The 26,109-nt window shown below is 50.1% G+C and carries 22 protein-coding genes and 20 tRNA genes; 3 read left to right on the forward strand and 39 right to left on the reverse strand.

The annotated features are described in order from the left end of the window. Window positions 1-37 precede the first annotated feature (37 nt). Window positions 38-793, forward strand: coding sequence for a DUF481 domain-containing protein (locus tag AC51G0_RS17030; RefSeq protein ID WP_496299925.1), 756 nt, complete (start codon window positions 38-40; stop codon window positions 791-793). A gap of 100 nt (window positions 794-893) precedes the next feature. On the opposite strand, the gene rplI is transcribed toward AC51G0_RS17030, so the two are convergent. The 7 genes from rplI to nsrR form a co-directional block, all read right to left on the reverse strand. Beyond that, window positions 894-1,346, reverse strand: coding sequence for a 50S ribosomal protein L9 (gene rplI, locus AC51G0_RS17035; protein ID WP_496299926.1), 453 nt, complete (start codon window positions 1,344-1,346; stop codon window positions 894-896). Window positions 1,347-1,383: 37 nt separating this feature from the next. Further along, the gene (gene rpsR, locus AC51G0_RS17040; RefSeq protein WP_002539422.1) at window positions 1,384-1,611 is read right to left on the reverse strand and encodes a 30S ribosomal protein S18; all 228 of its coding nucleotides are present in this window, start codon (window positions 1,609-1,611) and stop codon (window positions 1,384-1,386) included. 3 nt (window positions 1,612-1,614) lie between these two features. Beyond that, window positions 1,615-1,929 (reverse strand): primosomal replication protein N, encoded by a 315-nt coding sequence (priB, locus tag AC51G0_RS17045; protein WP_496299927.1) that lies wholly within the window; start codon window positions 1,927-1,929, stop codon window positions 1,615-1,617. 7 nt (window positions 1,930-1,936) lie between these two features. Continuing rightward, a complete protein-coding gene (rpsF, locus tag AC51G0_RS17050; protein ID WP_496299928.1) occupies window positions 1,937-2,338 on the reverse strand; it encodes a 30S ribosomal protein S6 in 402 nt (133 codons plus the stop codon). A 354-nt stretch (window positions 2,339-2,692) separates the two neighbouring features. Beyond that, complete coding sequence (gene rlmB / locus AC51G0_RS17055) at window positions 2,693-3,427, reverse strand: 23S rRNA (guanosine(2251)-2'-O)-methyltransferase RlmB (RefSeq protein ID WP_496299929.1); 735 nt, start codon at window positions 3,425-3,427, stop codon at window positions 2,693-2,695. 3 nt (window positions 3,428-3,430) lie between these two features. Then, window positions 3,431-5,971 (reverse strand): ribonuclease R, encoded by a 2,541-nt coding sequence (rnr, locus tag AC51G0_RS17060; protein ID WP_496299930.1) that lies wholly within the window; start codon window positions 5,969-5,971, stop codon window positions 3,431-3,433. 124 nt (window positions 5,972-6,095) lie between these two features. After that, window positions 6,096-6,527, reverse strand: coding sequence for a nitric oxide-sensing transcriptional repressor NsrR (gene nsrR / locus AC51G0_RS17065; RefSeq protein WP_496299931.1), 432 nt, complete (start codon window positions 6,525-6,527; stop codon window positions 6,096-6,098). 115 nt (window positions 6,528-6,642) lie between these two features. Here nsrR and hmpA point away from each other — a divergent pair, with 115 nt between their 5' ends. After that, window positions 6,643-7,827 carry an NO-inducible flavohemoprotein gene (gene hmpA, locus AC51G0_RS17070; RefSeq protein ID WP_496299932.1) on the forward strand — a complete coding sequence of 395 codons (1,185 nt, stop codon included), beginning with the start codon at window positions 6,643-6,645 and terminating at the stop codon, window positions 7,825-7,827. Between the two features lie 84 nt (window positions 7,828-7,911). On the opposite strand, the gene motX is transcribed toward hmpA, so the two are convergent. From motX to AC51G0_RS17130, 12 genes are all read right to left on the reverse strand, one after another. Beyond that, window positions 7,912-8,538, reverse strand: a complete 627-nt coding sequence (gene motX / locus AC51G0_RS17075; protein WP_496299933.1) for a flagellar protein MotX — start codon at window positions 8,536-8,538, stop codon at window positions 7,912-7,914. Between the two features lie 254 nt (window positions 8,539-8,792). Further along, window positions 8,793-10,109 (reverse strand): adenylosuccinate synthase, encoded by a 1,317-nt coding sequence (locus tag AC51G0_RS17080; protein WP_496299934.1) that lies wholly within the window; start codon window positions 10,107-10,109, stop codon window positions 8,793-8,795. A 122-nt stretch (window positions 10,110-10,231) separates the two neighbouring features. Continuing rightward, complete coding sequence (locus AC51G0_RS17085; protein WP_496299935.1) at window positions 10,232-10,426, reverse strand: DUF2065 domain-containing protein; 195 nt, start codon at window positions 10,424-10,426, stop codon at window positions 10,232-10,234. 126 nt (window positions 10,427-10,552) lie between these two features. Further along, window positions 10,553-11,548, reverse strand: coding sequence for a protease modulator HflC (gene hflC / locus AC51G0_RS17090; RefSeq protein ID WP_496299936.1), 996 nt, complete (start codon window positions 11,546-11,548; stop codon window positions 10,553-10,555). Window positions 11,549-11,550: 2 nt separating this feature from the next. Further along, window positions 11,551-12,711, reverse strand: coding sequence for an FtsH protease activity modulator HflK (gene hflK, locus AC51G0_RS17095; RefSeq protein WP_496299937.1), 1,161 nt, complete (start codon window positions 12,709-12,711; stop codon window positions 11,551-11,553). 57 nt (window positions 12,712-12,768) lie between these two features. Beyond that, the gene (gene hflX / locus AC51G0_RS17100; protein ID WP_496299938.1) at window positions 12,769-14,058 is read right to left on the reverse strand and encodes a ribosome rescue GTPase HflX; all 1,290 of its coding nucleotides are present in this window, start codon (window positions 14,056-14,058) and stop codon (window positions 12,769-12,771) included. A gap of 28 nt (window positions 14,059-14,086) precedes the next feature. Then, the gene (hfq, locus tag AC51G0_RS17105) at window positions 14,087-14,356 is read right to left on the reverse strand and encodes an RNA chaperone Hfq (protein WP_160657761.1); all 270 of its coding nucleotides are present in this window, start codon (window positions 14,354-14,356) and stop codon (window positions 14,087-14,089) included. Window positions 14,357-14,441: 85 nt separating this feature from the next. Beyond that, window positions 14,442-15,377: a tRNA (adenosine(37)-N6)-dimethylallyltransferase MiaA gene (gene miaA / locus AC51G0_RS17110; protein ID WP_496299939.1), complete on the reverse strand. Its 936-nt coding sequence runs from the start codon at window positions 15,375-15,377 to the stop codon at window positions 14,442-14,444. Then, window positions 15,370-17,451, reverse strand: a complete 2,082-nt coding sequence (mutL, locus tag AC51G0_RS17115) for a DNA mismatch repair endonuclease MutL (protein WP_496299940.1) — start codon at window positions 17,449-17,451, stop codon at window positions 15,370-15,372. Before mutL ends, miaA begins: the two co-directional genes overlap by 8 nt. A gap of 19 nt (window positions 17,452-17,470) precedes the next feature. Next, the gene (locus AC51G0_RS17120; protein WP_496299941.1) at window positions 17,471-19,141 is read right to left on the reverse strand and encodes an N-acetylmuramoyl-L-alanine amidase; all 1,671 of its coding nucleotides are present in this window, start codon (window positions 19,139-19,141) and stop codon (window positions 17,471-17,473) included. A 50-nt stretch (window positions 19,142-19,191) separates the two neighbouring features. Next, entirely contained in the window at window positions 19,192-19,656 is a 465-nt protein-coding gene (tsaE, locus tag AC51G0_RS17125; protein WP_496299942.1) for a tRNA (adenosine(37)-N6)-threonylcarbamoyltransferase complex ATPase subunit type 1 TsaE, read from the reverse strand. Between the two features lie 8 nt (window positions 19,657-19,664). Then, complete coding sequence (locus tag AC51G0_RS17130) at window positions 19,665-21,152, reverse strand: NAD(P)H-hydrate dehydratase (protein WP_496299943.1); 1,488 nt, start codon at window positions 21,150-21,152, stop codon at window positions 19,665-19,667. 231 nt (window positions 21,153-21,383) lie between these two features. Here AC51G0_RS17130 and queG point away from each other — a divergent pair, with 231 nt between their 5' ends. Continuing rightward, a complete protein-coding gene (gene queG, locus AC51G0_RS17135; RefSeq protein ID WP_496301997.1) occupies window positions 21,384-22,517 on the forward strand; it encodes a tRNA epoxyqueuosine(34) reductase QueG in 1,134 nt (377 codons plus the stop codon). A gap of 866 nt (window positions 22,518-23,383) precedes the next feature. Here the strand turns inward: queG and AC51G0_RS17140 are convergent. From AC51G0_RS17140 to AC51G0_RS17235, 20 genes are all read right to left on the reverse strand, one after another. Beyond that, a tRNA-Asn gene (locus AC51G0_RS17140) sits at window positions 23,384-23,474 on the reverse strand. Window positions 23,475-23,498: 24 nt separating this feature from the next. Next, window positions 23,499-23,575, reverse strand: a tRNA-Met gene (locus tag AC51G0_RS17145). Window positions 23,576-23,683: 108 nt separating this feature from the next. After that, a tRNA-Gly gene (locus AC51G0_RS17150) sits at window positions 23,684-23,759 on the reverse strand. Between the two features lie 24 nt (window positions 23,760-23,783). Beyond that, window positions 23,784-23,860, reverse strand: a tRNA-Met gene (locus AC51G0_RS17155). 108 nt (window positions 23,861-23,968) lie between these two features. Beyond that, window positions 23,969-24,044 (reverse strand) — tRNA-Gly (locus AC51G0_RS17160). Window positions 24,045-24,068: 24 nt separating this feature from the next. Beyond that, window positions 24,069-24,145 (reverse strand) — tRNA-Met (locus tag AC51G0_RS17165). Between the two features lie 108 nt (window positions 24,146-24,253). After that, window positions 24,254-24,329 (reverse strand) — tRNA-Gly (locus AC51G0_RS17170). Window positions 24,330-24,353: 24 nt separating this feature from the next. Continuing rightward, window positions 24,354-24,430: transfer RNA gene (locus tag AC51G0_RS17175), tRNA-Met, on the reverse strand. Window positions 24,431-24,538: 108 nt separating this feature from the next. Then, a tRNA-Gly gene (locus tag AC51G0_RS17180) sits at window positions 24,539-24,614 on the reverse strand. Between the two features lie 24 nt (window positions 24,615-24,638). Continuing rightward, a tRNA-Met gene (locus AC51G0_RS17185) sits at window positions 24,639-24,715 on the reverse strand. A 108-nt stretch (window positions 24,716-24,823) separates the two neighbouring features. Then, window positions 24,824-24,899, reverse strand: a tRNA-Gly gene (locus AC51G0_RS17190). Between the two features lie 24 nt (window positions 24,900-24,923). Then, window positions 24,924-25,000, reverse strand: a tRNA-Met gene (locus AC51G0_RS17195). A gap of 108 nt (window positions 25,001-25,108) precedes the next feature. Beyond that, a tRNA-Gly gene (locus tag AC51G0_RS17200) sits at window positions 25,109-25,184 on the reverse strand. A gap of 24 nt (window positions 25,185-25,208) precedes the next feature. Further along, window positions 25,209-25,285: transfer RNA gene (locus tag AC51G0_RS17205), tRNA-Met, on the reverse strand. A 108-nt stretch (window positions 25,286-25,393) separates the two neighbouring features. Further along, window positions 25,394-25,469 (reverse strand) — tRNA-Gly (locus AC51G0_RS17210). A gap of 57 nt (window positions 25,470-25,526) precedes the next feature. Further along, window positions 25,527-25,602: transfer RNA gene (locus tag AC51G0_RS17215), tRNA-Gly, on the reverse strand. Window positions 25,603-25,659: 57 nt separating this feature from the next. Beyond that, window positions 25,660-25,735: transfer RNA gene (locus AC51G0_RS17220), tRNA-Gly, on the reverse strand. A 57-nt stretch (window positions 25,736-25,792) separates the two neighbouring features. After that, a tRNA-Gly gene (locus AC51G0_RS17225) sits at window positions 25,793-25,868 on the reverse strand. 57 nt (window positions 25,869-25,925) lie between these two features. Beyond that, a tRNA-Gly gene (locus AC51G0_RS17230) sits at window positions 25,926-26,001 on the reverse strand. A 22-nt stretch (window positions 26,002-26,023) separates the two neighbouring features. Next, window positions 26,024-26,100 (reverse strand) — tRNA-Met (locus AC51G0_RS17235). Between the last annotated feature and the right edge of the window lie 9 nt (window positions 26,101-26,109).

The following is a 26,109-nucleotide window of genomic DNA, read 5'->3' on the forward strand; positions in this document are numbered from 1 at the left end:
AGATTGACTGTTTACTTTCACCCCTAAAGGAGGACGCTTGGCAAGATATTTACTAACGTTATTGCTGCTTGCCAATACCACCGTCTATGCCGAGGTCGACGACGACACCCCAACCCGGATACCTCCTCCCTGGTCGAGCGAGCTCGAGCTGGGATACCATTCATTAGGGGGCAACTCTGACTCAGAATCACTCAACACCCGTGTCGGGCTGACCTATGTGAAAAACCAGTATCGCCAGACTGCCGAAGCTAAGTACCTGCTGGCGGAAAAGGATGGCGAGGAAGATAAACGCAAAGGCCAGGTTGAGCTACAGAGTGACATGAAAATCAACGAGCGTACCTACGTGCTGGGTAACATCAACTTCATCGATGACAGGTACGGCCCCTATTTTACCGACTTTACCCTGTCTACCGGTCTTGGTTACCAGCTGCTCAGGCTTGAGACTTTCCAGATGGAAGTAGAAGCCGGCCCGGGCTATCGCCACCAGGAGCCAAATATTGATGAGATTGACGATGATGACATTATCGTCCCGGAAACCGTTGACGAGCTAATCCTCAGGGGCAGCACCAAATTGACCTGGAAACCGTCAAAGACCGTCGAGCTCAACGCCAGGATCATCGGCATTGCCGGTAATAGCAACAGTACCCTTGAAACAGAGCTCAACTTAACCAGTTCAATCTCCGAACATATTGCCATCAAGTTCAGCAACACCCAGAAACTGAACAGTTGGGTACCGGAAGGGTTGGAAAAGCGCGATTCTATTATGACAATCAACTTGCTATTCAAGATATAACGGCAGCACTTCCAGGCCGGTTTATACCCATATGAATAAACGCCAGACACAAAAAAGCCAGCCCGAAGGCTGGCTCTTTTACTAACAACACTAAAAGCTATTACTCTGCAGCAACAACAGCTAGGTTGATAGTTGCGAATACGTCAGAGTGCAGCTGAATGCTGATCTCGAATTCGCCAGTAGTACGTAGTGCGCCTTCAGGTAGACGAACTTCGCTCTTCACTACTTCAACGCCAGCTGCAGTTACAGCGTCAGCGATGTCACGAGTACCGATAGAGCCGAATAGCTTACCTTCGTCGCCTGCTTTAGAAGCGATAACAACAGCTTCTAGAGCGCTTAGCTTGTCAGCACGAGCTTGAGCAGCTACTAGTTGCTCAGCAACTTTCGCTTCAAGTTCTGCACGGCGAGCTTCGAACATTTCAACGTTGCCTTTAGTTGCCATTACAGCCTTACCTTGTGGGATAAGGAAGTTACGAGCGTAACCAGACTTAACGTTAACTTGATCGCCTAGACCACCTAGGTTACCGATTTTATCAAGTAGAATAACTTGCATTATCTTGTCCTCTTAAACTTAATTTAACCGCTACCGATTACTGATGCTTGTCAGTGTACGGTAGAAGTGCTAGGTAACGAGAACGCTTGATAGCGCGAGCTAGCTGACGTTGGTATTTAGCACGAGTACCAGTGATACGGCTCGGTACAATTTTACCAGCTTCAGTAATGTAGTTTTTTAGAGTTGCTACGTCTTTGTAGTCAATCTCTTGTACGCCTTCTGCAGTGAAACGGCAGAATTTACGACGACGGAAGAAACGTGCCATGGGCTAATCTCCTGAACAAAATAATTCAATGTGGTCGGCATGCAATACTAATTTACCGATACCATTACGGCCGGTTTGGTATGAGATAAATCCCGCTACCTTAATATGACTGCCAACAGCTAAATCTTGAGTGAGTATTTGCTGACCTTTACCACTGACTACCACGTTGATATAGCAATATACCTGCCGGGGTAAATCGGCTTCCCGTTGGTAGGAACGATGCTCAAGCACAAAGTGACAATGAGGTATTCCTGCCAGGGATTGGCTTCGTTTGGGGTCTTTGGCAATGACGCCAGATAACTCCAGACGATTGGTCACTTACAAATTACTCAGCTGCTGCTTCGCCTTCAGACTGTGCTGGAGCAGCTGGCTGCTCTGCACGATCGTCACGCTTAGTGAAACGCTCTTCTTTAGCCTTCATCATTGGAGATGGCTCAGTTACAGCGTTTTTCGCACGCATGATCATGTTACGGATCACTGCATCGTTGAAACGGAAGCTTGACTCAAGCTCGTCAATTACAGACTGCTCAGCTTCAACGTTCATTAGAACGTAGTGTGCTTTGTGCAGTTTGTTGATTGGGTAAGCCATTTGACGGCGGCCCCAATCTTCTAGACGGTGAATCTGACCACCAGAATCTTTGATTGAACCAGTGTAACGCTCGATCATGCCAGCAACCTGTTCGCTTTGATCAGGGTGCACCATGAATACGATTTCGTAATGACGCATTGGTTGCTCCTTACGGATTAATCAGCTTCTCTATTTGGCTCGGTCATCCAGGAGAAGCAAGGAACTAAAAAAAGAACCGAGAATTTGGACGCTGAATAGTACAGAGAATGGGCAATCTAGGCAAGCGAATTTTATGGTTTGGCGGGAAGTAACTGAGATTAAGTGGATAGAATGGGTTCTGGGTTCTGGGTTCTGGGTTCTGGGTTCTGGGTTCTGGGTTCTGACAGAAAGCATAGACTTGGTTAAGCAAAATCCAGTTAGCATCCTCGTCAAAAATAAAAAAGCAGAAGCGTCGTGATAACTCCGCTCCTGCTCTTGCTAGGGCCTAGGATCTGCTTTTCCTAGTGTCCGCTTTTATTGGCGCTGACGCACAGCCTCAAACAGGCAGATACCGGTTGCTACCGATACGTTCAGGCTCGAGACGGATCCCGCCATCGGGATTTTGATCAAGTCATCACAGGTTTCGCGGGTCAGACGGCGCATGCCCTCGCCCTCGGCACCCATCACAATCGCCAGCGGGCCCGTCAGCTTGCTGTGATAGATATCATGAGTCGCTTCACCAGCCGTACCGACAACCCAGACGCCTTTGTCTTGCAGCGCTCGCAGTGAGCGTGCCAGGTTGGTCACTCGCACCAACGGCATGACTTCCGCTGCACCACACGCGACCTTGCTGGCTGTTGCGTTCAATTGTGCCGAACGGTCTTTCGGCACAATTACCGCCACAGCGCCAGCTGCATCGGCATTACGCAGGCAAGCACCGAGGTTGTGCGGGTCGGTCACACCGTCGAGTACCAACAACAATGGGTTCTCTTCGCCTGCCAGCAGGTCGTCGAGATCATTTTCATTGTACTGCTTGCCCGGTTTGACGCGCGCAATGATGCCCTGGTGGGAGGCACCTTTGACTTTATCGTCCATCGCCTTACGGCCGGCCTGCTGCATGGTAATGCCTAGCATCTGTAGCTCATTGAGCACAGGCATCAGGCGATCATCCTGGCGCCCTTTCATCACAAACACTTCGATAAAGCGTGACGGATCGGAAGCCAATATGGCTTTCACGGCATGGATGCCGAAAATTACTTGATTACTCATTACTTAGTTCTTCTTCGCTGCGCGTTCTTTTTTACCAGCTCGTTGCTTGCGTTTCTTGGTCGACTTCTTCTTGGCTTTCGTTTTATCGTCCGCCTTGCCTTTTGGGGCTTTGTCGTCCTCAAGGCGTGGGATCGCTCCTGCCTTCAGTTTCTGGCGTACCGAGCTACGTTCTTTTTTCGATTTACTACGGTGCTCTTGCTGCGCTTGAGCCTCGCCGTCTTCGACGCGGTAAACCTTCATGCTCTGGCGCTGCAGCCCTTCAGCCTTGCGCATCCGCTGCTTTTTCTCGCGGTTCTTAGCCGTTTTGCCTTCGCCACGAGGTTTGCGGGTACTACCGACGATATCAAAGTCAATCTGGCGATCATTCAAGTTAATTGAGGCGACCTTCACTTTAACCGTATCGCCCAGGCGATAGATCTGGCCCGAGCTATCACCAATCAATCGCTGGCCAATCGCGTCATACTGGTAGTAGTCATTAGCCAGATTAGAAATGTGGACCAAGCCGTCAATGTTAAGCTCATTGAGGCGAACAAAGAAACCGAAGCCCGTCACGTTGGCAATCACACCGTCAAACTCATCGCCGACATGATCCTGCATGTACTCACATTTCAACCAATCCGCCACATCGCGGGTAGCATCATCCGCACGGCGCTCGGTCATCGAGCACTGCTCGCCCAGCGTATCCATATCATCAAACGAGTAATGGTAGCCACCTGTCGGTGTCCAGCGATCAGTATTCTTGCCTTCCTTCTTCGCAATCAAGTACTTAAGTGCACGGTGCAAGGTCAGATCCGGATAACGGCGGATTGGCGAGGTAAAGTGTGCGTACTGCTTCAGCGCCAGACCAAAGTGGCCGATGTTATCAGCCTGGTACACCGCCTGCTTCATCGAACGCAGCAGCATGGTCTGGATCAGCTCTTTATCCGGACGGTTGTGGATCAGGGTTGCCAATTCCGCATAGTCACGTGGCGACGGTTCCAATCCTCCCGACAGGTGCAGGCTCAGCTCACCCAGGAAGTCACGGAAGCCCATCAGGCGCTCCTCACCCGGAGCGTCATGCACCCGGTACAGTGCAGGCTCTTTGGCTTTCTCAACAAAACGTGCTGAGGCAATATTGGCCAGGATCATACATTCTTCGATGATCTTATGAGCATCATTGCGCTCTGCCGGCACAATACGGTCAATCTTGCGATCCGCATTGAAGATGAACTTGGTTTCCACCGTTTCAAATTCAATCGCACCACGCGACTCTCGCTCCGTCTTCAGCACTTTATACATGCTGTACAGCTCTTCAAGGTGCGGAACCAGTGGGGCATAACGCTCACGCAGCTCTTCATTGCCTTCCAGCATACTGCTGACCTTGGTATAGGTCAGACGGGCATGAGAGTTCATTACCGCTTCGTAATGCTTGTAGCCTGAGAGCTTGCCACTTTCCGAGATGGTCATTTCACAGACCATACACAGGCGATCGACCTGCGGGTTCAGTGAACATAAACCGTTCGACAGCACTTCCGGCAGCATTGGGATCACCTGGGACGGGAAGTACACCGAGTTACCGCGCTTAACCGCTTCGTTATCCAGTGCAGAGCCCTGGCGAACATAGTGACTGACATCGGCAATGGCCACCCATAGGCGCCAACCACCAGATTTCTTACGCTCACAGTAGACGGCATCATCGAAGTCGCGGGCATCTTCACCATCAATAGTTACCAACGGCAAGTCACGCAGATCAACACGGCCTTTTTTAGCCTCTTCAGGGACTTCTTCCGCTAATCCCTGGATCTGCTTCTCAACTTCACTCGGCCACTCATTGGGAATATCGTGGGTCCGCAGGGCAATTTCAATTTCCATCCCCGGCGCCATATTCTCACCCAGCAATTCCACCACTTTACCGACGGCGTTGTGCTGACGAGTTGCACGCTGGTTGATCTCGACTACCACCACATTACCCATCCGGGCTCCCATACGGTGCTCGTTCGGGATCACAATATCCTGGGCAATACGGGAGTCATCTGGCACTACATAGCCCAAGCTATCTTCAATAAAGAAGCGGCCCACTATCTGGCCGGAGTATTGTTGCAGCACACGAACCACACGGCCTTCACGACGGCCTCGCTTATCCGTGCCCGCGACTTGGGCCAGGATATAGTCGCCGTGGATCACTCCGCGCATTTGGTGGTGCGGCAGCAGTAAGTCTTCGTCTTTGGCGTTGGTGCCTTCAGGACGCAAGAAACCAAAGCCATCACGGTGGCCAATCACATGGCCTTTAATCAGATCAAGGCGCTCAGGCAGGGCGTAGCACTGACGGCGTGTAAAAATAAGCTGGCCATCACGCTCCATCGCTCGCAAGCGGCGACGTAAGCCTTCGTACTGATCATCCCCCTCAAGCTTGAGTTCAGCAAACAGCTGATCCCGGCTCACTGGCGCAGTAAAGCCACGGATCACTTCAAGGAGCATCTCACGGCTTGGAATTGGGTTTTCATAATTTGATGCTTCGCGATCGCGAAAAGGGTCGACCGGTAAATCGGTAGTACCTTTGGACATAAGTAGATCCATATTGGCGAAGATATAACCATAGTATATCCGGGCCACAGGTGAACAGACGGGAGCAAAGTTCAATTTCTTTGCTCCACTGAATAATTTAAGAAGTTATTGATTGGCTATACAGTTATGCGACAGGGCGATCCAGCAGTACGCGCAGCGGCGGGTTATCCGAGATCATACTGGCCAGCGTATGCTGGTCAAGTTCAGCTAAAAACGCGAGCCTTGCCGAATCCAAGATCCCTTTCAGGCGACAAGCTGGTGTAATATGGCAAAAGTCTTCACTGCAATTCACTATCTGCAATGGCTCAATTGCACGCACCACGTCTCCAAGGATTATCTTATCCGCAGGCATCCCCAGGCGAATACCGCCATTTTTTCCACGCACTGTCTCGACATAGCCCAGCTGGCCCAATTTATTAATAATTTTGACCATATGGTTACGTGACACGCTATAAACGTCGGTCACTTTCGAAATACTGGCCAACTCACCTTCCGGTAATGTTGCCAGGTATATCAGGGCCCTCAGGCCATAATCGGTAAAACTTGTTAACTGCACAATAACTTCCTCCTGTTGCCATTTTAATCTGGTTATTGACTAAAAGATACAGATCAGATACAACTTATAAGGTGCATTATAAATATAACTTTAATATAAGAAAGTAAAGAAAGTCATGATAAGTCAAAAAACCATCGATACCGTTAAAGCAACTGCTCCGTTGCTTGCTCAAACCGGTCCGGCGCTCACGGCCCATTTCTATCAACGTATGTTCAGCCATAACCCTGAACTGAAAGATATTTTCAACATGAGTAACCAGCGAAACGGTGATCAGCGCGAAGCACTGTTCAACGCTATCTGCGGTTACGCGAACAATATCGATAACCTGGCGGCCCTGCTGCCGGCGGTCGAGAAAATTGCGCATAAGCACACCAGCTTTATGATCACGGCCGAACAATATTCCATTGTTGGCAGCCACCTGCTCGGTACCATTGACGAATTATTCTCACCAGGGCAAGACGTATTGGACGCATGGGCCGAGGCTTACGGCGTCTTGGCAGATGTATTTATCAAGCGTGAAGAAGCAATCTACCAAGAAAACGAGCACAAAGCCGGTGGCTGGCGCGGTACCCGTTCATTTGAGGTTGTCGACAAAACCCAAGAGAGCGATGTGATCACCAGCTTCACTTTCAAACCCGTTGATGGTGGTGAAGTCGCGGCATTCAAACCAGGCCAGTACCTGGGGATCTACCTAAAACCTGATGATTTCGAGTTCCAGGAAATTCGCCAATACAGCCTGTCTTGTGCGCCGCGCAAAGACAGCTACCGTATCTCAGTCAAGCGCGAGGACGGTGGCAAAGTCTCGAGCTACCTGCACGATACCCTAGCGGTTGGCGACAAGGTTGAGCTTGCCTCACCAGCGGGTGACTTTTTCCTTGAGGTTGAACCAACAACCCCTGTTGCCCTCATTTCGGCCGGTGTCGGCCTGACGCCTACCCTCTCAATGCTAGAAACCCTAACCGCCCACCAGGCAGAGGTGCACTGGCTGCATGCGGCAGAAAACGGTGCCCAGCACGCGTTCAAAGATCAGATTCGCGTAATTGCAGACCAGCATCACCATGTTTCGAGCAACACTTGGTACCGTGAGCCGCTAGCTTCTGACCGCCCGGCGGAAGACTTCCAACATCAAGGTCTAATGGATCTGAGCAAACTCAAAGAGACACTGGCCACACCAGGGATGCATTATTACTTCTGTGGTCCGGTCGGTTTCATGCAATATGTTGCCAAACAGCTGATTGGAATGGGGATCAGTGAAGATCGTCTTCATTACGAATGCTTCGGGCCTCACAAGGTGTTGTAAGCCGACGGGCACGCCACACTTAACGTAAAAGAGAGGCCATTTGGCCTCTCTTTATTATTCGCTCGGATAACGTCGATATAATCTCTACCAGAAGGTATCACGCCGTTTTGCCCTGGCAATCACATTACCTGGCATCCGGTTTTCCAGGCTGCGGCGCAGGCTGGTAATTTTGCTATGGGTTGATCGGCTAGCTGTAACAGTGTTGTACAACCAGCGGTAGGCATCTTCAAAATCCAACGGGCTGCCATAATTGCTCAGTAGTAATTCAGCCAGCTGGATACGGGCATTGACATTCCCCATCGCGGCAGCCTCACGCAAATAAGGGACCGCGCGTTCTTGATCTTTCTGGACAAGTGTCCCCGTCGCATAGTAACGCCCTAGCTGCTCCAGCGCAGCAGGTGAGCCTTGATGAGCGGCCGACTGCATATAATACACGCCCAGTTCAACATCACGATCAACACACACACCCCATGCCAGCATGTCACCATACAGGAACTGGTAGGCAGGCGACTCAACCCGAATAGCATGCGCTTCAATATCCTGAAGTAACTGGCAATCATCAGCTTTTACCTGCTGAAGATGGCTGTTGGAGTCAAACATCCGGATCAGTTCTGTTTCGGTATACACAGGAACCGCCTCACCTACACTCTCTAATGCATAGGCGGGTGCCGCTGTCAGCAATGTGGAAAGAAGCAGTGTACGCAGTTTCATTCACTAATCTCTGTTGAACCGTAGATAACTTATCGGCAAGAGCGAGCCAGACTTTAATCACTTTATCCGGAAAACGGCAATTTTTTGCCGCATGAATATACCGCACAGCAGGAAAATTGACGCAACCGCCTTTGTCTAAATATGGAAGCAACCTCCATACTAGAACAATATCGCCAATTCCCCCAATTAACAGCCATAAAAAAACCAACCCCTTAGGGTTGGCTTTTTCTAATCACACTCATCAATAGCGATGATTATTCACCGTATGGGTGAACCTTGATGATTGTTTCGTTACGGTCAGGGCCAGTTGAGATAATATCAATTGGCACACCCGTTAGCTCTTCGATGCGAGCGATGTAATCTAGTGCAGCTTGTGGAAGCGCGTCCAGTGATTTAGCACCGAATGTCTTCTCAGTCCAACCAGGTACTGTTTCGTAGATTAGCTCTAGATCTTCGTAAGCGTCAGCCGCCATTGGTGATACTTCTAGGATTTCGCCATCTTTCGTTTTGTAACCAGTACAGATCTTGATCTCTTTTAGGCCGTCCATTACGTCAAGCTTAGTTAGGCAGAAGCCTGAGATTGAGTTGATCTGTACTGCACGACGCATAGCAACGGCATCAAACCAACCAGTACGACGTAGACGACCAGTCGTTGCGCCAAACTCGTGACCAACTTCACCTAGGTGCTTACCAACTGGGTCTTGCTTATCTAGACCATCGTATAGCTCAGTCGGGAACGGACCAGCACCAACACGTGTGCAGTATGCTTTCGCGATACCCAGGATGTAACCTAGGTGACGAGGACCAAAACCAGAACCAGCAGCAACGCCACCAGCAGTAGTGTTTGAAGACGTTACGTACGGGTAAGTACCGTGGTCGATATCTAGCAGTGTACCTTGCGCACCTTCGAACATGATCTTGTCGCCACGTAGACGCGCATCATCAAGCTCTTTAGTCACATCAATAACCATAGCAGTCAGTACGTCAGCCTGAGCCATGATTGTCTCTAGTACTTCTTCGTAGCTTACAGGCTCGGCATTGTAGTAATGCTCAAGCTGGAAGTTGTGGTAAGCCATAACTTCTTTAAGCTTCTCAGCAAATGCTTCTTTATCGAATAGATCGCCAACACGTAGACCGCGACGAGCAACTTTATCTTCGTAAGCTGGACCAATACCACGACCAGTAGTACCAATAGCTTTTTTACCGCGAGCGATTTCACGAGCCTGGTCTAGTGCGATGTGGTATGGAAGAATTAGCGGACAAGCTTCTGACAGGAACAGACGTTCACGAACAGGGATACCACGCTCTTCTAGCGGGCCCATTTCTTTCATCAGTGCATCTGGAGAAAGTACAACACCGTTACCGATGATGCATTTAACGTTGTCACGCAGGATACCTGATGGGATCAGGTGAAGGACAGTTTTTTCACCGTCAATGACAAGAGTGTGACCTGCATTGTGGCCACCTTGGTAGCGTACTACATACTTTGCATCTTCGGTCAAAAGATCAACGATCTTACCCTTACCTTCGTCACCCCATTGGGTGCCAAGAACGACTACATTATTTGCCATCTTTCTTCGTCTATCAGTAGTTAAAAAAGGATTCTAGCACCTTAAAGGACGCCTTGCAGTCATTTTTTGACCATAGGGGATATTTCTGCAAGAAGACTGTCACGGTTGCATGCTAGGGCGATTTACATACTAGTGTACATCATGTAAGCAATCACACTGCCCGCCACCACCAGGCAACCACCAATCCGGCGCAGGGAATTATCACTTTGCTGGCTCAACTGACTGACCATCTCACGCCACCCCCTTGGCGCAAGTAATGGCCCAAGCCCTTCAAAGACCAACACTAATCCCAGAGCCAACCAAATTGCTTTATTCATGATTACGACCTATGTCCTGCTAGCTGTATCAACGGGCAAACTCCGCTGTTTCTGCGCAGATTATGATATAACGACAAAAAAAAAGACAAGGCCGAGGCCTTGTCTTTCTCTCTATTTAACGCTGGCTTAGTTAACGCCGTTCGCTTCTTTCATGTATTTGAAGAAGTCAGTACTTGGATCAATCACCAAGATGTCATTCTTCGAGTTGAAGCTATTTTCGTAGGCTTTCAGTGAACGCAGGAAGCTATAGAATTCCGGATCCTTGTTGAAGGCTTCAGAGAAAATCTCAGCGGTTCTCGCATCTGCTGTACCGCGCACAACGCGCGCTTGGCGATCAGCTTCGGCAAGAATTTTCGCCACTTCCAGCTCAGACTGAGCACGGATAACCTCTGCCTTCTCACGACCTTGCGAGCGGTGCTTACGTGCTACGGACTCACGCTCGGCACGCATACGGCGATAGATAGACTCACTGATTTCATCAGGCAGGTTGATTTTCTTCATACGGAAATCAACCACTTCAACACCCAAGTCTTTCATTGCGCTTATCTTGATGTCAGCCAGTACATTGGTCATGATCTGATCACGCTGACCTTCAACCTCTTTGCGAGGAGCGACTTCCGCCACGATTTCCGTCGCAGGAGCATCATCTTCAACAACAGGGGCATTCTCATCTTGCAGCTTGCCGCGATCCGGACCGGAAACGATTTGCTTGATCTCACGCGAACCAATTTCCGAACGCAGACTATCAACCACCTTACGTTTCAATAGCGCTTCCGCCGTCGAGGCATTACCGCCACCGGTTGTCAGGTAGTACTGGCCAAAATCTTCGATACGCCATTTAACGTAGGTATCAATGATTACGTCCTTTTTCTCTGACGTTACAAAACGGTCAGCCTGGTCATCCATGGTCTGGATACGGGCATCAAGCATACGTACACGGTCAAAAACAGGCACTTTAAAGTGCAGGCCTGGTTCATAGATACGTGCAATTTCGGTATTGTTATCTTTCAAAATACGGCCAAATCGGACCACAATACCGCGCTCGCCTTCCTGCACGATAAACATCGACATCAGCAACGCAGCAATAAAGATGACAATCACTGGGATCATTAACTTACGCATAATTAATATCTCCCTTGACGGCCAGTATCACCACGCGGAGCCGTGGATACAGGTGCTGTAGATTCAACTTTTTCAAGCTCAATACCGTAGGAGCCGCTTGATGTGCTGCTCTTTGGCTTGCTGCTTTGCTCGGACTGATTGATGATTTTATCTAGCGGCAAATACAACAAGTTGCCACTGGAACTTGAATCAACCATTACCTTGCTGGTATTACCGTATACACGCTCCATCGTTTCCAGATACAGACGGTTACGGGTTACTTCCTGGGCAGCTAGGTATTCAGGTAATAGCTTTTCAAACTGTGCCACTTCACCGAGTGCACCGTTGACAGCTTTCTCAGAATAACCTTCCGCTTCTTTCTTCAAACGTTCCGCACGACCAGTCGCTTTCGGCAAAATATCATTGCTGTATGCTTCCGCTTCACGCACGAAACGTTCTTCATCTTCTCGTGCCGCGATAGCATCATCAAACGCATCTTTAACCGCTTCCGGCGGACGCGCAGACTGGAAGTTCACATCGACAACGAAGATACCCATATCGTAGGTCTGGATAATTTTGTCGATCGCTTCTTGGGTATTGGCACGAATCGTCTGTCGACCTGTGGTCAACGCCTGATCCATTGTCGAGTCACCAATCACCGCACGCAGTGCAGAGTCAGTGGCCTGACGCAGACTATCATCAGCATTGGTCACGCTAAACAGATACCTATTGGCATCAGAAACACGGTACTGAACATCCATCTCAACTTTCAGTACGTTTTCGTCCTTGGTCAGCATCAAACCGGAGCTACGCAGAGAACGAATCGCTTGAACGTTAACTGGTGTAACTTCGTCGATGAACGTTGGCTTCCAGTTCAAACCCGGATCAACCATTTCGTAAAACTTACCAAAACGCAGTACTACGCCTCGTTCCGCTTCACCAATGGTATAGAAACCAGAGAAACCCCATACCGCAGTAGCTAATACCGCAATCGCCCCTAAACCAGCAGCACTGCCACCAGCCGAAGGCCCTTTTTTATTTCCCAAAATGCCACCGAACTTACGACTCAGTTTTGAAAACACTTCATCGAGATCCGGTGGACCTTGATCACGACCGCCGCGATTATTGTTACCCCAAGGGTCTTTATCACGGCCACCGTTGTTACCAGGCTCATTCCACGCCATTATAGAACTCCATCAATATGATATGACGACAGTTTTTCTTATTACTCTAGCAGTCCATTAAGCAACGATAAAGTCATCTAACGAAGTACTTTCTCTTTTTTGTAACCGAGACCACTCTGCCAACGGTAAACGAATATCAATCGTCAGGCTGCCATCAGACTCATATTCTTCACGCAAAATACATCCAAGCTGGTAAAACTTACTGCGATAACGGCCAATCAGATGTGGCGGTAAGCACAGGGTATGTTTCACCATGGTGCCAGACAGACGTTCAGTAAGCGCTTCAAACAGCAGGTCGATACCCTGCCCTTCAATGGCAGATACCCAAACACGACGGGGGATCCCGTCTTCGTCTCTCTCAATGCGAGGCTCAGCGCCTTCCAGATTGTCGATTTTATTCATCACAATCAGGACCGGCACCTCATCGGCATCAATCTCTTCGAGCACGTTATCGACTGCATCCATGTTTTCGCGAAAACGTTCATCACTGGCATCCACCACATGCAATAGCAAACTTGCATCTTGGGTTTCTTTCAGTGTTGCCTTGAATGCAGCCACCAAGTCATGGGGCAAGTGACGAATAAACCCAACAGTATCAGCTAAAATCGAGGTACCGACATCGGCAACATCAATTTTACGCAGGGTTGGATCCAAGGTCGCAAACAGCTGGTCTGCCGCATAGACCCCAGCATTCGTGACTTGGTTAAATAATGTCGATTTACCCGCATTGGTGTAACCGACCAATGAGATAGTGGGTATTTCAGCTCGGTTCCTAGCTCTACGTCCCTGATCGCGCTGTTTCGAAACCTTTTCTAATCTACGTAAAATAGTTTTGATACGGTCTCGCAGTAAACGGCGATCCGTTTCCAGCTGGGTTTCACCCGGACCACGCAGACCGATACCACCTTTCTGTCGTTCAAGGTGAGTCCAACCGCGGATCAATCGAGTGGAGATATGACGTAACTGAGCAAGCTCAACCTGCAGCTTACCCTCATGGGTACGCGCACGCTGGGCAAAAATATCCAAGATCAGACCGGTACGGTCCAACACTCTGCATTTGCAAATTTGCTCCAGATTACGCTCTTGCGCTGGAGAGAGGGAGTGGTTGAATATCACGATTTCGGCTTCTTCAGCCCGAACCGCTTCGGCAATTTCCTGTGCTTTACCTTCACCCACGTAATACTTAGGGTGGGGAGTTTTACGACTACCTGTTACCACACGTAGCGTATTGACTCCCGCCGAGGAGACCAGCATTTCGCATTCGCTTAAGTCTTCCCATTCCCCTTCTTGCGTGAAGTTGATATGAACAAGAATAGCCTGCTCACCGGCTTCATAACGGTCAAACAAGCAATCAACTCCTTATCGAAGAATAATCTTATTCTTCAGTTTTTTCTTGAGAACGCTCAGCAGAGGCCGGACGGTCGCCTGCATGATGGTGGTTCACTGGACGAGCAGGAACCACAGTAGAGATCGCATGCTTGTACACCATCTGGTTAACAGTGTTTTTAAGTAGGATCACGAACTGATCAAATGATTCAATCTGGCCCTGAAGTTTAATGCCGTTAACCAGGTAAATAGAGACCGGTATTCTTTCACGACGCAGCGCATTCAAAAACGGGTCTTGCAAAGATTGCCCCTTAGCCATTATTTCTTTTCCTTATTTGTTTGTAGTTGTATTTAGCAACGAACAAAATTAAAAATACGCAAAACAGTGTGAGTATACACGTTAATCAAACATCACATCTAACTGAGTTTGTGACTGTTTGTAACGCAGTATCCACGTCACTGCTATCCAACCACGTCAAATTTTTCCAGCTTCTCAGCCAGGTAATTTGACGTTTCGCCAATTGACGGGTTGCGCAGATCCCGCGAAAAACCGCTTCGTCCAAATCACACTTCCCGTCCAAGTATTCCCACATCTGTCGGTAACCCACGCAACGTATCGATGGAAGATCTGGATGCAGATCACCTCGCTCATACAAAGCACGAACTTCCTGTTCAAAACCTGCTTCGATCATTTTTTCAAAACGTTGCTCGATCCTTTGATGTAGGACAGCCCTATCCTTGGGTGTTATTGCAAATTGGTGAACCTTATATGGCAACGATTCACCTTGGGTTTTCGTCAGCTCTGTTAAAGTTTTACCCGAAATGCGGAAAACTTCCAATGCCCGAGAGAGTCGCTGCGGATCATTGGGATGGATCCTGGCACCAGATACCGGATCAATCCGCACTAACTCCTCATGCAGTGCCTGCCAGCCTTTCTCTTGTGCTTCTCGCTCAATATCGGCTCGGATCTCAGGATCCGCGGCCGGTAATGGTGATAAACCTTCCAGTAACGCCTTGTAGTACAACATAGTACCACCAACCAGCAAAGGAATTCGCCCTGCTGCAACTATATCAGCCATTTCTTTCAGTGCATCTGCACGAAAGTCTGCAGCTGAATAACTTTGCGCTGGATCACGAATATCTATCAGACGGTGAGGAGCAAGGGAAAGTTCCCGCTCATCTGGCTTTGCTGTACCGATATCCATATCTTTATAGATAAGGGCTGAATCAACACTTATCAACTCCACCGGTAACTGCTGACGCAATCGAATCGCCAGATCTGTTTTTCCCGATGCGGTCGGCCCCATTAAAAAAATGGCCTGAGGGTGTGGCTTACTCATAGTTAAATGCTTCTATTGCTGCGCCAACATCAACCGGGCGCAACAAATTTGGATAATAATGTTCAAGCGTATTCCCCCATAATTGCTCCAGTTCTGTCACCAACTGAATTGCCTGTGACAAACTGAATGCATCGGTCGGAATCACTAACTGCGATGCTAACCAGTCCAGCAACTTATCCCAGCCCTGGGCTTCGGGATCATCCGCCACCAAGGCCAGGTACCCCAACAGAGCCGGGATCAATTGCTGCAGGTTTTGCTGCCGAAGCGGCATGCAGACCGACATAATGATCAGTCCAGCCTTGCCCTTGGCTTTAAGATGAATACCCAACTGCTTGAGCAACTGGGCATGCTGCTCGGCACATTCTATCATGCCTGGCTCTACGGGTATTGAATGCGGGATCAGCAGGGGCTGAGGTTTCAACCCTTCGCTCTGTGCCAGCTGTAGTTGGCCTTTATGACGCAAGCGCTGAGCATCATCGAGCGACAGGACAAATACGCCGTTGTCTCGGCTCAGTAGCAGGTAACGTTGCTCGACCAGACACAATGCCTTGCCCAAACCAATACCATTTTGCGCATCGATGGCAGTTTGGTGCACCGATGGTGATATGGCCGGAGAAGGTGCTTCTCGGTATGGATTCACAGGAGCCGGCCCAGAGTGTGGGATCACAGTTGCAGCAGGCTCAGGAGGCGCGAAAGCCTCGGGTTCAGGCGTCGCCATCAGCTGTTGGTAAGCACTAACCTCACGCTTTGATGGCGTATCATTACCAAACTGGCGCGGCTGCCCTTTCCCCGCTTGAGAAGACGAACCTGCAGAATATCCCGCAGGGCCACGGCTATCACTGGTACCAGCACGGCTATGCTGCCCACTCGTATCTCGGTACGCTATTGACGCCCGCTCCTCTGAAGTGGGTAACCACTCACTCGGCTGAGCCTTGTTGGGGTAATCCGGGGTACGTGCCACTGCCGACATCACGGCCGAAGGCTCGGCAATGTCACCCGCAGGCGAATTGGTACTCGGATTGGCAGCGGCACTGGCCCGCTGAGGAGGCTGGTACAGGGATTCGCCGCTTTCTTCTAAACTTTGCTGCAACGCGCTCTGTAACCCCTGACAAATAAAGTCATGCACCAAGCGAGCCTGATGAAAACGTACTTCATGTTTAGCCGGGTGGACATTGACATCAACCTGGTGCGGGTCAACCTCAATAAACAGTACATAGGCGGCATATTGATCTGCGGTCAGGCTAGTTTCATACGCCTGGCGGATAGCATGATTGATGAGCTTGTCCTTCATCATGCGGCCATTAACGTAGCAATACTGGATATCATTCTGGGCTCTGGCACCCTGCGGGCTACAGATCCAACCCGATAGCTTCAGATCGCCATGTTCCAGCTCGACAGCCAGCGCATGATTGAGAAAGCTGGAACCGCACACGGCGGCTAACCGGCGTTCTTTCTGTATCTGCGTTTGGGCGGCGCGGTATTGCCGGATCATTTTTCCGTTATGGCGCAGGTTGATGGTGACATCGAGCCTGCTCAAAGCGATCCGCTTGAGCAGCTCATCAATATGGCTGAACTCGGTTTTCTCGGTACGCAGGAACTTGCGCCGGGCCGGGGTATTGAAAAACAGATCCAGTACCTCCAGCGTCGTCCCGACAGGGTGCGCGGCCGGTTTGAGCTGGACATCCATATCACGCCCTTCCGCATAGGCTGACCAGGCTTCTTCCTGCGCTGCTGTTTTAGACGCCAAGGTTAAGCGGGAAACAGAGCTGATACTTGCCAACGCTTCACCACGGAAGCCAAGGCTCACGATCGCTTCAAGATCATCGAGTGACGTGATTTTTGACGTCGCGTGACGGCTTAAGGCCAGGCTGAGTTCATCTTTCGGGATCCCCTTCCCGTTATCGCGGATCCGGATGGTACGGCTGCCGCCCTTATCAATATCAATATCAATCCGGGTGGCACCGGCATCCAAACTGTTTTCAACCAGCTCTTTGACCACCGAGGCGGGGCGTTCAACAACTTCACCAGCGGCAATTTGGTTTGCCAGCCGGGCGGGCAAGATCTGAATCGGCATAATTCACTTCTAGGTACGGTTAACTACTGGGTATAGTGAGCTTTTGACCTACGGCCAATGTATCTGAGCTTAGCTTATTTGCCTGGCGGAGACTATTCACACTGATCCCATAATGGGAAGCAATCTTACCCAGAAACTCACCACGCTTCACGGTGTGCTTAACCATCTTACGGTTACTGGTGTCTATCTTCAGCTTCTGACCGATAGCCAGCTCATCAGAGCGCAACTTGTTCAGCTTGCGGATACTTGCAACGGTTACGCCATAGTGAGCTGCAATTTTGCCAAGAAATTCACCCCGTTGCACGGTGTGTGTCGTTGTTTTCACCGTGCGTTGAATAGGCCGAGATGATTTCGTTGCAGGGGCGTTGGTGACTGCAACGGTACTGCCTCCCGGAATGGCCAGCACCTGACCGATTTTCAATGTATTGCTTTTGAGCTTATTGACCTTTTTCAGCGCAGCTACCGAGGTGCCATACTTGCTGGCAATAATACTCAGAGACTGGCCTGATGTGACTTTATGCTTCACCCCGCCTTTTCTTGCGGCGAACAACGTCCCTTCCGGCGGTTTTTCATTGAAGTAGGCAAGTACCCCTTTATAAACCGCATTTGCCAGCTTATTCTGATGTGACCGCGTGTTAAGCAGCCGCTCTTCCTTCGGATTGGTAATGAATCCAGTTTCCACCAATAACGACGGAATATCCGGTGACTTCAGGACGGCGAGGCTGGCATGCTCCGGTTTGCTTTTATGCAGGGCGGTAACCTGGCTGAGCTCTTTCAGCACGCGAGTTGCAACATCATATCCCTCTTTCTGGGAGTGGCTGAACTGCAAGTCCAAGACTGCCATGCTGAGGTACTGATCATCATTCCCACCGGATAGCACATCACCGCCACCCAAGAGTTCTGACTGCTTCTCATGCTGCTCTAGCCAGCGACCAATCTCACTGTTGGCGCGGCGGGTATTGAGTACCCACACCGAGGCCCCGCGAGGTTGCGGTTTATGGAAACCATCGGCATGGATCGAGACCAGCAAATGGGCCTTATTACGGCGGGCAATATCAGAGCGCTTATTGAGATTAACAAAGTAGTCTGCCTGACGGGTCAATACCGCTTTCATCCCGGGGGTCGCATTGATCTTCGCCGCCACCTTTTTAGAGATGTCCAGGGTAACATTTTTCTCGTATTTACGGCTCGGGCCGATAGAGCCGGGATCCTCCCCGCCATGCCCGGCGTCAATCGCCACGATGATGTCATCGTTACCGTAAGGCAGCAGGGCTTTTTGATTTTCAGTCACCGACTTCTTTGGCGTCACTGGTTTGGCTTTTCCCGCCTTTTTACTGTGCGGTAGATCCAGGACCAAGCGATGGCTGTAGTGGCCATCCGGCGTCGGGGCCAATTTGAAAATCGTCGGATTGGTTCCAACCTTGGTCTCAAAAACTAAACGGTAGGTCCCTTTCTCCGGCGCACTGCTGCTACGGATTTTCTTCAAGACTGCACTATTGCTCACCGTCATTGGCAGCTTTGTTTTCAGTGTGGTCTTTTTGAGATCAACAACCAAGCGTTCAGGCTTGGTCAGAGTAAAATAGGAAAATGCCACCTCATCCTGTAGGTCCAACACCACACGGGTCTCGTCTGGCGCTGGCCAGACGCGAATACTTTTCAGCTCGTTGGCCATTGCCACCGAGCTGAACATCCCTACCCCTAAAATCAAAGCATGCAAAAAAGCCCGTAAAGACATCCTGATCAACACAACTCCAAACGTTTGATCAACTCTAGACCATATTCATTATTGGCGGTAACGGTGACTTTTCGCTGCTCATCGTAATAGCGCATATCAATCTCCAGATCCGGCGCTGGCAGCAAGCCCTCACCTTTGTCTGGCCATTCCACTAAACAAATTGCGTCATCGCTGAAGTAATCACGGATCCCCATAAATTCCAGCTCTTCCGGATCGGCAAGGCGGTATAAGTCAAAATGATAGACCTGCCATGGCGGCAACTCATAAGGTTCTACCAAGGTGTAAGTCGGGCTTTTCACATTGCCCTGATGGCCAAGCGCCCGAATAAAGCCTCGGCTGAATGTGGTTTTGCCTGCACCCAAGTCGCCGTGCAGGTAAATGGTTGTCTGGCGCTTACATGCCTTTGCCAGTTTAAGGCCTAAATCTACGGTTGCCTGCTCATCGGCAAGAAGTGTTTCAAATGTTTGCATTGTTATCTTTATCTTGGATTTACTAATTGTCGAATATAAGGATACAGATCACTGGCCAACACGCCACGCTCTCCTTCCCGAGCGCAGAGATCTGCCGCTGTACTATGGATCCAGACGCCGACTCGGGCTGCTTCTGATAAGGATAAGCCCTGCCCTGCCAGGGCACCTATAATGCCAGACAACACATCACCCATACCACCAGTAGCCATACCCGGATTACCCGCAGTACACACCCAGCACTGCCTACCGTCATGAATCAGTGTGCCGGCGCCTTTCAGGACGGCAACACCACCAAATTTTTGCTGCAGCAACTGCACTGCAGCAAAGCGGTCAGCTTCTACAGCTGCAACCGTTGTACCTAACAACCGGGCAGCTTCACCCGGATGTGGTGTTATTATACGATTATTTTTATAGTCTGGTGAGAGGGCCAATAAGTTCAATCCATCTGCATCGACCACCATTTTTTTATCAGTCGCATCAAAATGGAATAACAGCGCCTTGCTCCAGTCACTCTGCCCCAGGCCGGGTCCAATCACAATAACATCCGCCCATTCCAGCCTATGGCTGATTTCATGGGCTTTATCCTGCCATCCCTGCACCATTATTTCAGGTCTGGCGGTAATAATTGACATCACATTGTCAGGTTGGGTGATCACCGCTGTTAGCCCGGCTCCGCTTCTCGCACAGGCTTCAGCCGCCAGCCGAATCGCGCCCGCCATCCCCAGATCACCGCCAGCGCATAATACCCGGCCATGGTTACCTTTATGTGCAGTCCGATCTCGCAGCGGCAAACACCGCTTCACTTCAGCCTGGCAGAGCCGATAGGCCGAAGATGACGAGCATTGCTGAAAAGCCTCTTCGACCCCTAAGCCAGCAAAGTACACTTCGCCACTATAGTTGGCAGCCCGGCCGGTGCATAACCCTTGTTTTACCCCAATAAAAGTGACTGTCGATTGCGCCCGTATTACAGCACCCAGCTCAGCCCCCGTATCGGCACAGAGACCAGAAGGTACGTCCACGGCAATAATTGGGCAACCAGACCGATTCACCAGGTTGATCAGATCAGCGCTCTCTTTCCGGACTTTTCCTTTCAAGCCCGTGCCTAGCAGGGCATCGACAATCACCTCGGTTGAAGCCGGAACCCGTGGCTGCGGCGTGGCAATTTTCCCGCCACTGGCTAGCCAGGCATCACGGGCAAGCGCTGCATCACCGGTTAATCGACCGGCCTGGCCCTGTTGCCACAGCGTCACGGTCAGCCCAGACTCTCGGGCCAACCTGGCAACGATATAACCATCACCACCGTTATTGCCTCCCCCACAGCATACCAATAGCGATGTTGCCTCTGGGTATTGCTGACGAAGCACGGTAAACACGGCCTTACCAGCCCTTTCCATCAGTTGGTACATCTCAAGCTGCATCATTTGTGCAGCTAATTGCTCCCCCTGACGAACCTGTTCTGCTCGATATAACTGTGTCGGTAGTTGTGAAGTCACCATGGTATCGCTTTACCTCTGAACCTCTAACGTTCTTTCACGGCTGCCAATATGAGCCCAGACAGGGCAACCAAACCACATAATGCACAAATAGTGCCCAAAACTGCAGCTCGGCACAATGTCAAAAAAGCATTTCTGCTCCCATTCCTACTGACTTTTCTAATATCGGTGAAAGCTATTATGATTGTGGTACACTTCGGCCCCCAAGTATTCAGCCACACTGTGAATCAGACCATGAACATCGACTACAGCGAACTGACCCAGAAAATCAAACAATGGGGCAAAGAACTCGGCTTCCAGCAAGTAGGGATCAGTGATATTGATCTTCAGCAGCATGAAGCCCAGTTACAGCGTTGGATCGATGCAGGCTATCACGGTGAAATGGACTGGATGGCCCGTCATGGCATGATGCGGGCTCGCCCTGCCGAACTGCACCCCGGCACTGTCCGGGTCATCAGTGTGCGAATGAACTACCTACCTCCTGAAGCCGGATTTGCCCAAAGCCTCAACAAACCCGAGACCGCCTATATCAGTCGCTACTCACTGGGTCGTGACTACCATAAGCTGATTCGTAATCGTTTGAAGCGCCTTGGCCAGATGATAGAAAAAGAAGTCGGTGAATTCGGCTACCGCCCTTTTGTCGATTCGGCACCGATCCTAGAGCGCCCATTAGCAGAAAAAGCAGGCTTGGGCTGGACAGGGAAGCACTCTCTTATTCTCAGCCCTGAGGCTGGTTCGTGGTTTTTCCTGGGCGAGCTGCTCATCGATTTACCGCTGCCGGTCGATACCCCAGCCGAAAATCAGTGCGGAAAATGTGTCGTCTGCATAACCAGCTGCCCAACTGGCGCCATTATTGAAGAAGGCGTTGTCGATGCCAGGCGTTGTATTTCTTACCTAACGATTGAATTTGACGGGATCATCCCGGAAGAGCTGCGCGAACCGATCGGCAACCGAATTTACGGCTGTGACGACTGTCAATTAGTCTGTCCATTTAACCGTTTTTCAGATATTACCGAAGAAGTCGACTATCATTGTCGTGATAGCTTATATCAACAACCGCTCCATCATCTTTATCAATGGAGTGAACAGCAGTTTTTAAAGAATACGGAAGGCTCGGCGATACGGCGTATTGGCCATATCCAGTGGCTGCGCAATCTAACTATCGCTATGGGCAATGCGCCATACCATACAGACATCCTAGATGCCCTGCAGCAACGTTTAGGCGACAATGAACTGCTTGATGTCCATATTTACTGGGCCATCAGCAAACAACAGGAAAAACGCCAGGAGAATACAATTGAGGTACTACCAGGCAAAACTAAGAGGTTAATCAGAATCGTCGAGAAAGGCTTGCCCCGTGACGCATAAGTCTTCGCCGCTCAACGTAACCCACCTGTAAGTGGGTGCACAAAGTGGGAGCTAAATCAGGCTTCTGCATGAATGTGGAAAACAATTTCATTCCTACCGATTTATACCCATCCATAAAATATTAAACACAGGCCCAGATCTAGGGAATCAAAACAGTTATCCCTAGCTAAAACATATTGATCAGGCTGTATATAAACACTGGATAAGATATTAAAAAACCAACAAAATCAAAAGCTTACCCTGTTAGTAAGTTTTTAACAACAACTGGAATATTTATCATTCAGAAAGAAGCTGGAGAGTTATTCACACGGAGTCGGCACACGTAATCAACTGACTTACCCACAGTTTACTTCATGTGGATAAGTCTGTGCACTAACCAATAGATTGATCTTAAGAGCAAGGCAGCAGCCCAGAAAGCATCAGCATTCTGGCGATTTTGGATTCTGGATAAAGAGAGCAGATACGATTCACAAGTCCTTCTCAGCAACATACAAAGCCGTTACTGGTATCAACAAAATCAAAGAGCATGTGTCGTTATTTGACTCCAATACCTCACGGTATTGGCTTACAGAGCATCCTATTTACTTGAGATAAATAATCCAGCCGGTTAAGACTGTCTCAATAAATATTCTGATGATGTAGTCGAAGCTGATTGCTTCTTATGGTTCCTTATAACCGAAGTTATGGAACTTGGAGCAACACACAAAGTCATCGGTTGTCGAATAACCCAGGAATGCTGCATTTGGACTAATACTTCACAGTAGTAGTTTTGCCGTTTCACCGTCAAACGCGGTGACAGCAGAAATTGGAGTGCCGCGGCCGGCTAGGTACACGAGGTTCCTCGTAGCCATGACTCTCTTTGAAATTGGAGCGACACACGAGGTTCCCGATCTTCAAGGAACTAGGCGTGACCTCAACCTTAATAAGGTTGTATGCTACCAGCTGAGCTAGTGTCGCATGCTTGTATCTCAACAAGTAAATTGGTTGCGGGAGCCGGATTTGAACCGACGACCTTCGGGTTATGAGCCCGACGAGCTACCAAACTGCTCCATCCCGCGTCCGATTTATATTTCACCGTTCAAAGTACGATGACAACTCAATTTGGAGCGTCGCGGCCGGCTAGGTACACGAGGTTCCTCGTGTGGCAGCCATGACTCTCTTAAATTTGGAGCGACACACGAGGTTCGAACTCGTGACCTCAACCTTGGCAAGGTTGCGCTCTACCAGCTGAGCTAGTGTCGCATGCTTGTATCTCAACAAGTAAATTGGTTGCGGGAGCCGGATTTGAACCGACGACCTTCGGGTTATGAGCCCGACGAGCTACCAAACTGCTCCATCCCGCGTCCGATTTATATTTCACCGTTCAAAGTACGATGACAACTCAATTTGGAGCGTCGCGGCCGGCTAGGTACACGAGGTTCCTCGTGTGGCAGCCATGACTCTCTTAAATTTGGAGCGACACACGAGGTTCGAACTCGTGACCTCAACCTTGGCAAGGTTGCGCTCTACCAGCTGAGCTAGTGTCGCATGCTTGTATCTCAACAAGTAAATTGGTTGCGGGAGCCGGATTTGAACCGACGACCTTCGGGTTATGAGCCCGACGAGCTACCAAACTGCTCCATCCCGCGTCCGATTTATATTTCACCGTTCAAAGTACGATGACAACTCAATTTGGAGCGTCGCGGCCGGCTAGGTACACGAGGTTCCTCGTGTGGCAGCCATGACTCTCTTAAATTTGGAGCGACACACGAGGTTCGAACTCGTGACCTCAACCTTGGCAAGGTTGCGCTCTACCAGCTGAGCTAGTGTCGCATGCTTGTATCTCAACAAGTAAATTGGTTGCGGGAGCCGGATTTGAACCGACGACCTTCGGGTTATGAGCCCGACGAGCTACCAAACTGCTCCATCCCGCGTCCGATTTATATTTCACCGTTCAAAGTACGATGACAACTCAATTTGGAGCGTCGCGGCCGGCTAGGTACACGAGGTTCCTCGTGTGGCAGCCATGACTCTCTTAAATTTGGAGCGACACACGAGGTTCGAACTCGTGACCTCAACCTTGGCAAGGTTGCGCTCTACCAGCTGAGCTAGTGTCGCATGCTTGTATCTCAACAAGTAAATTGGTTGCGGGAGCCGGATTTGAACCGACGACCTTCGGGTTATGAGCCCGACGAGCTACCAAACTGCTCCATCCCGCGTCCGATTTATATTTCACCGTTCAAAGTACGATGACAACTCAATTTGGAGCGTCGCGGCCGGCTAGGTACACGAGGTTCCTCGTGTGGCAGCCATGACTCTCTTAAATTTGGAGCGACACACGAGGTTCGAACTCGTGACCTCAACCTTGGCAAGGTTGCGCTCTACCAGCTGAGCTAGTGTCGCATGCTTGTATCTCAACAAGTAAATTGGTTGCGGGAGCCGGATTTGAACCGACGACCTTCGGGTTATGAGCCCGACGAGCTACCAAACTGCTCCATCCCGCGTCCGATTTATATTTCACCGTTCAAAGTACGATGACAACTCAATTTGGAGCGTCGCGGCCGGCTAGGTACACGAGGTTCCTCGTGTGGCAGCCATGACTCTCTTAAATTTGGAGCGACACACGAGGTTCGAACTCGTGACCTCAACCTTGGCAAGGTTGCGCTCTACCAGCTGAGCTAGTGTCGCATGCTTGTATCTCAACAAGTAAATTGGTTGCGGGAGCCGGATTTGAACCGACGACCTTCGGGTTATGAGCCCGACGAGCTACCAAACTGCTCCATCCCGCGTCCGATTTATATTTCACCGTTCAAAGTACGATGACAACTCAATTTGGAGCGTCGCGGCCGGCTAGGTACACGAGGTTCCTCGTGTGGCAGCCATGACTCTCTTAAATTTGGAGCGACACACGAGGTTCGAACTCGTGACCTCAACCTTGGCAAGGTTGCGCTCTACCAGCTGAGCTAGTGTCGCATCACATGGAAGTCTTTCATCTTCCGCTCACCGCCGTCAGGCCGTGAACTATCAAATTGGAGCGACACACGAGGTTCGAACTCGTGACCTCAACCTTGGCAAGGTTGCGCTCTACCAGCTGAGCTAGTGTCGCATCACATGGAAGTCTTTCATCTTCCGCTCACCGCCGTTAGGCCATGAACTATCAAATTGGAGCGACACACGAGGTTCGAACTCGTGACCTCAACCTTGGCAAGGTTGCGCTCTACCAGCTGAGCTAGTGTCGCATCACATGGAAGTCTTTCATCTTCCGCTCACCGCCGTTAGGCCATGAACTATCAAATTGGAGCGACACACGAGGTTCGAACTCGTGACCTCAACCTTGGCAAGGTTGCGCTCTACCAGCTGAGCTAGTGTCGCATCACATGGAAGTCTTTCACCTTCCGTTCACCGCCGTTAGGCCATGAACTATCAAATTGGAGCGACACACGAGGTTCGAACTCGTGACCTCAACCTTGGCAAGGTTGCGCTCTACCAGCTGAGCTAGTGTCGCATATTTCTCAAAAATGAGAAAGTGGTTGCGGGGGCCGGATTTGAACCGACGACCTTCGGGTTATGAGCCCGACGAGCTACCAAGCTGCTCCACCCCGCGTCCGTACTG

The sequence above is a fragment of the Photobacterium sp. HL06 genome (assembly GCF_059552575.1).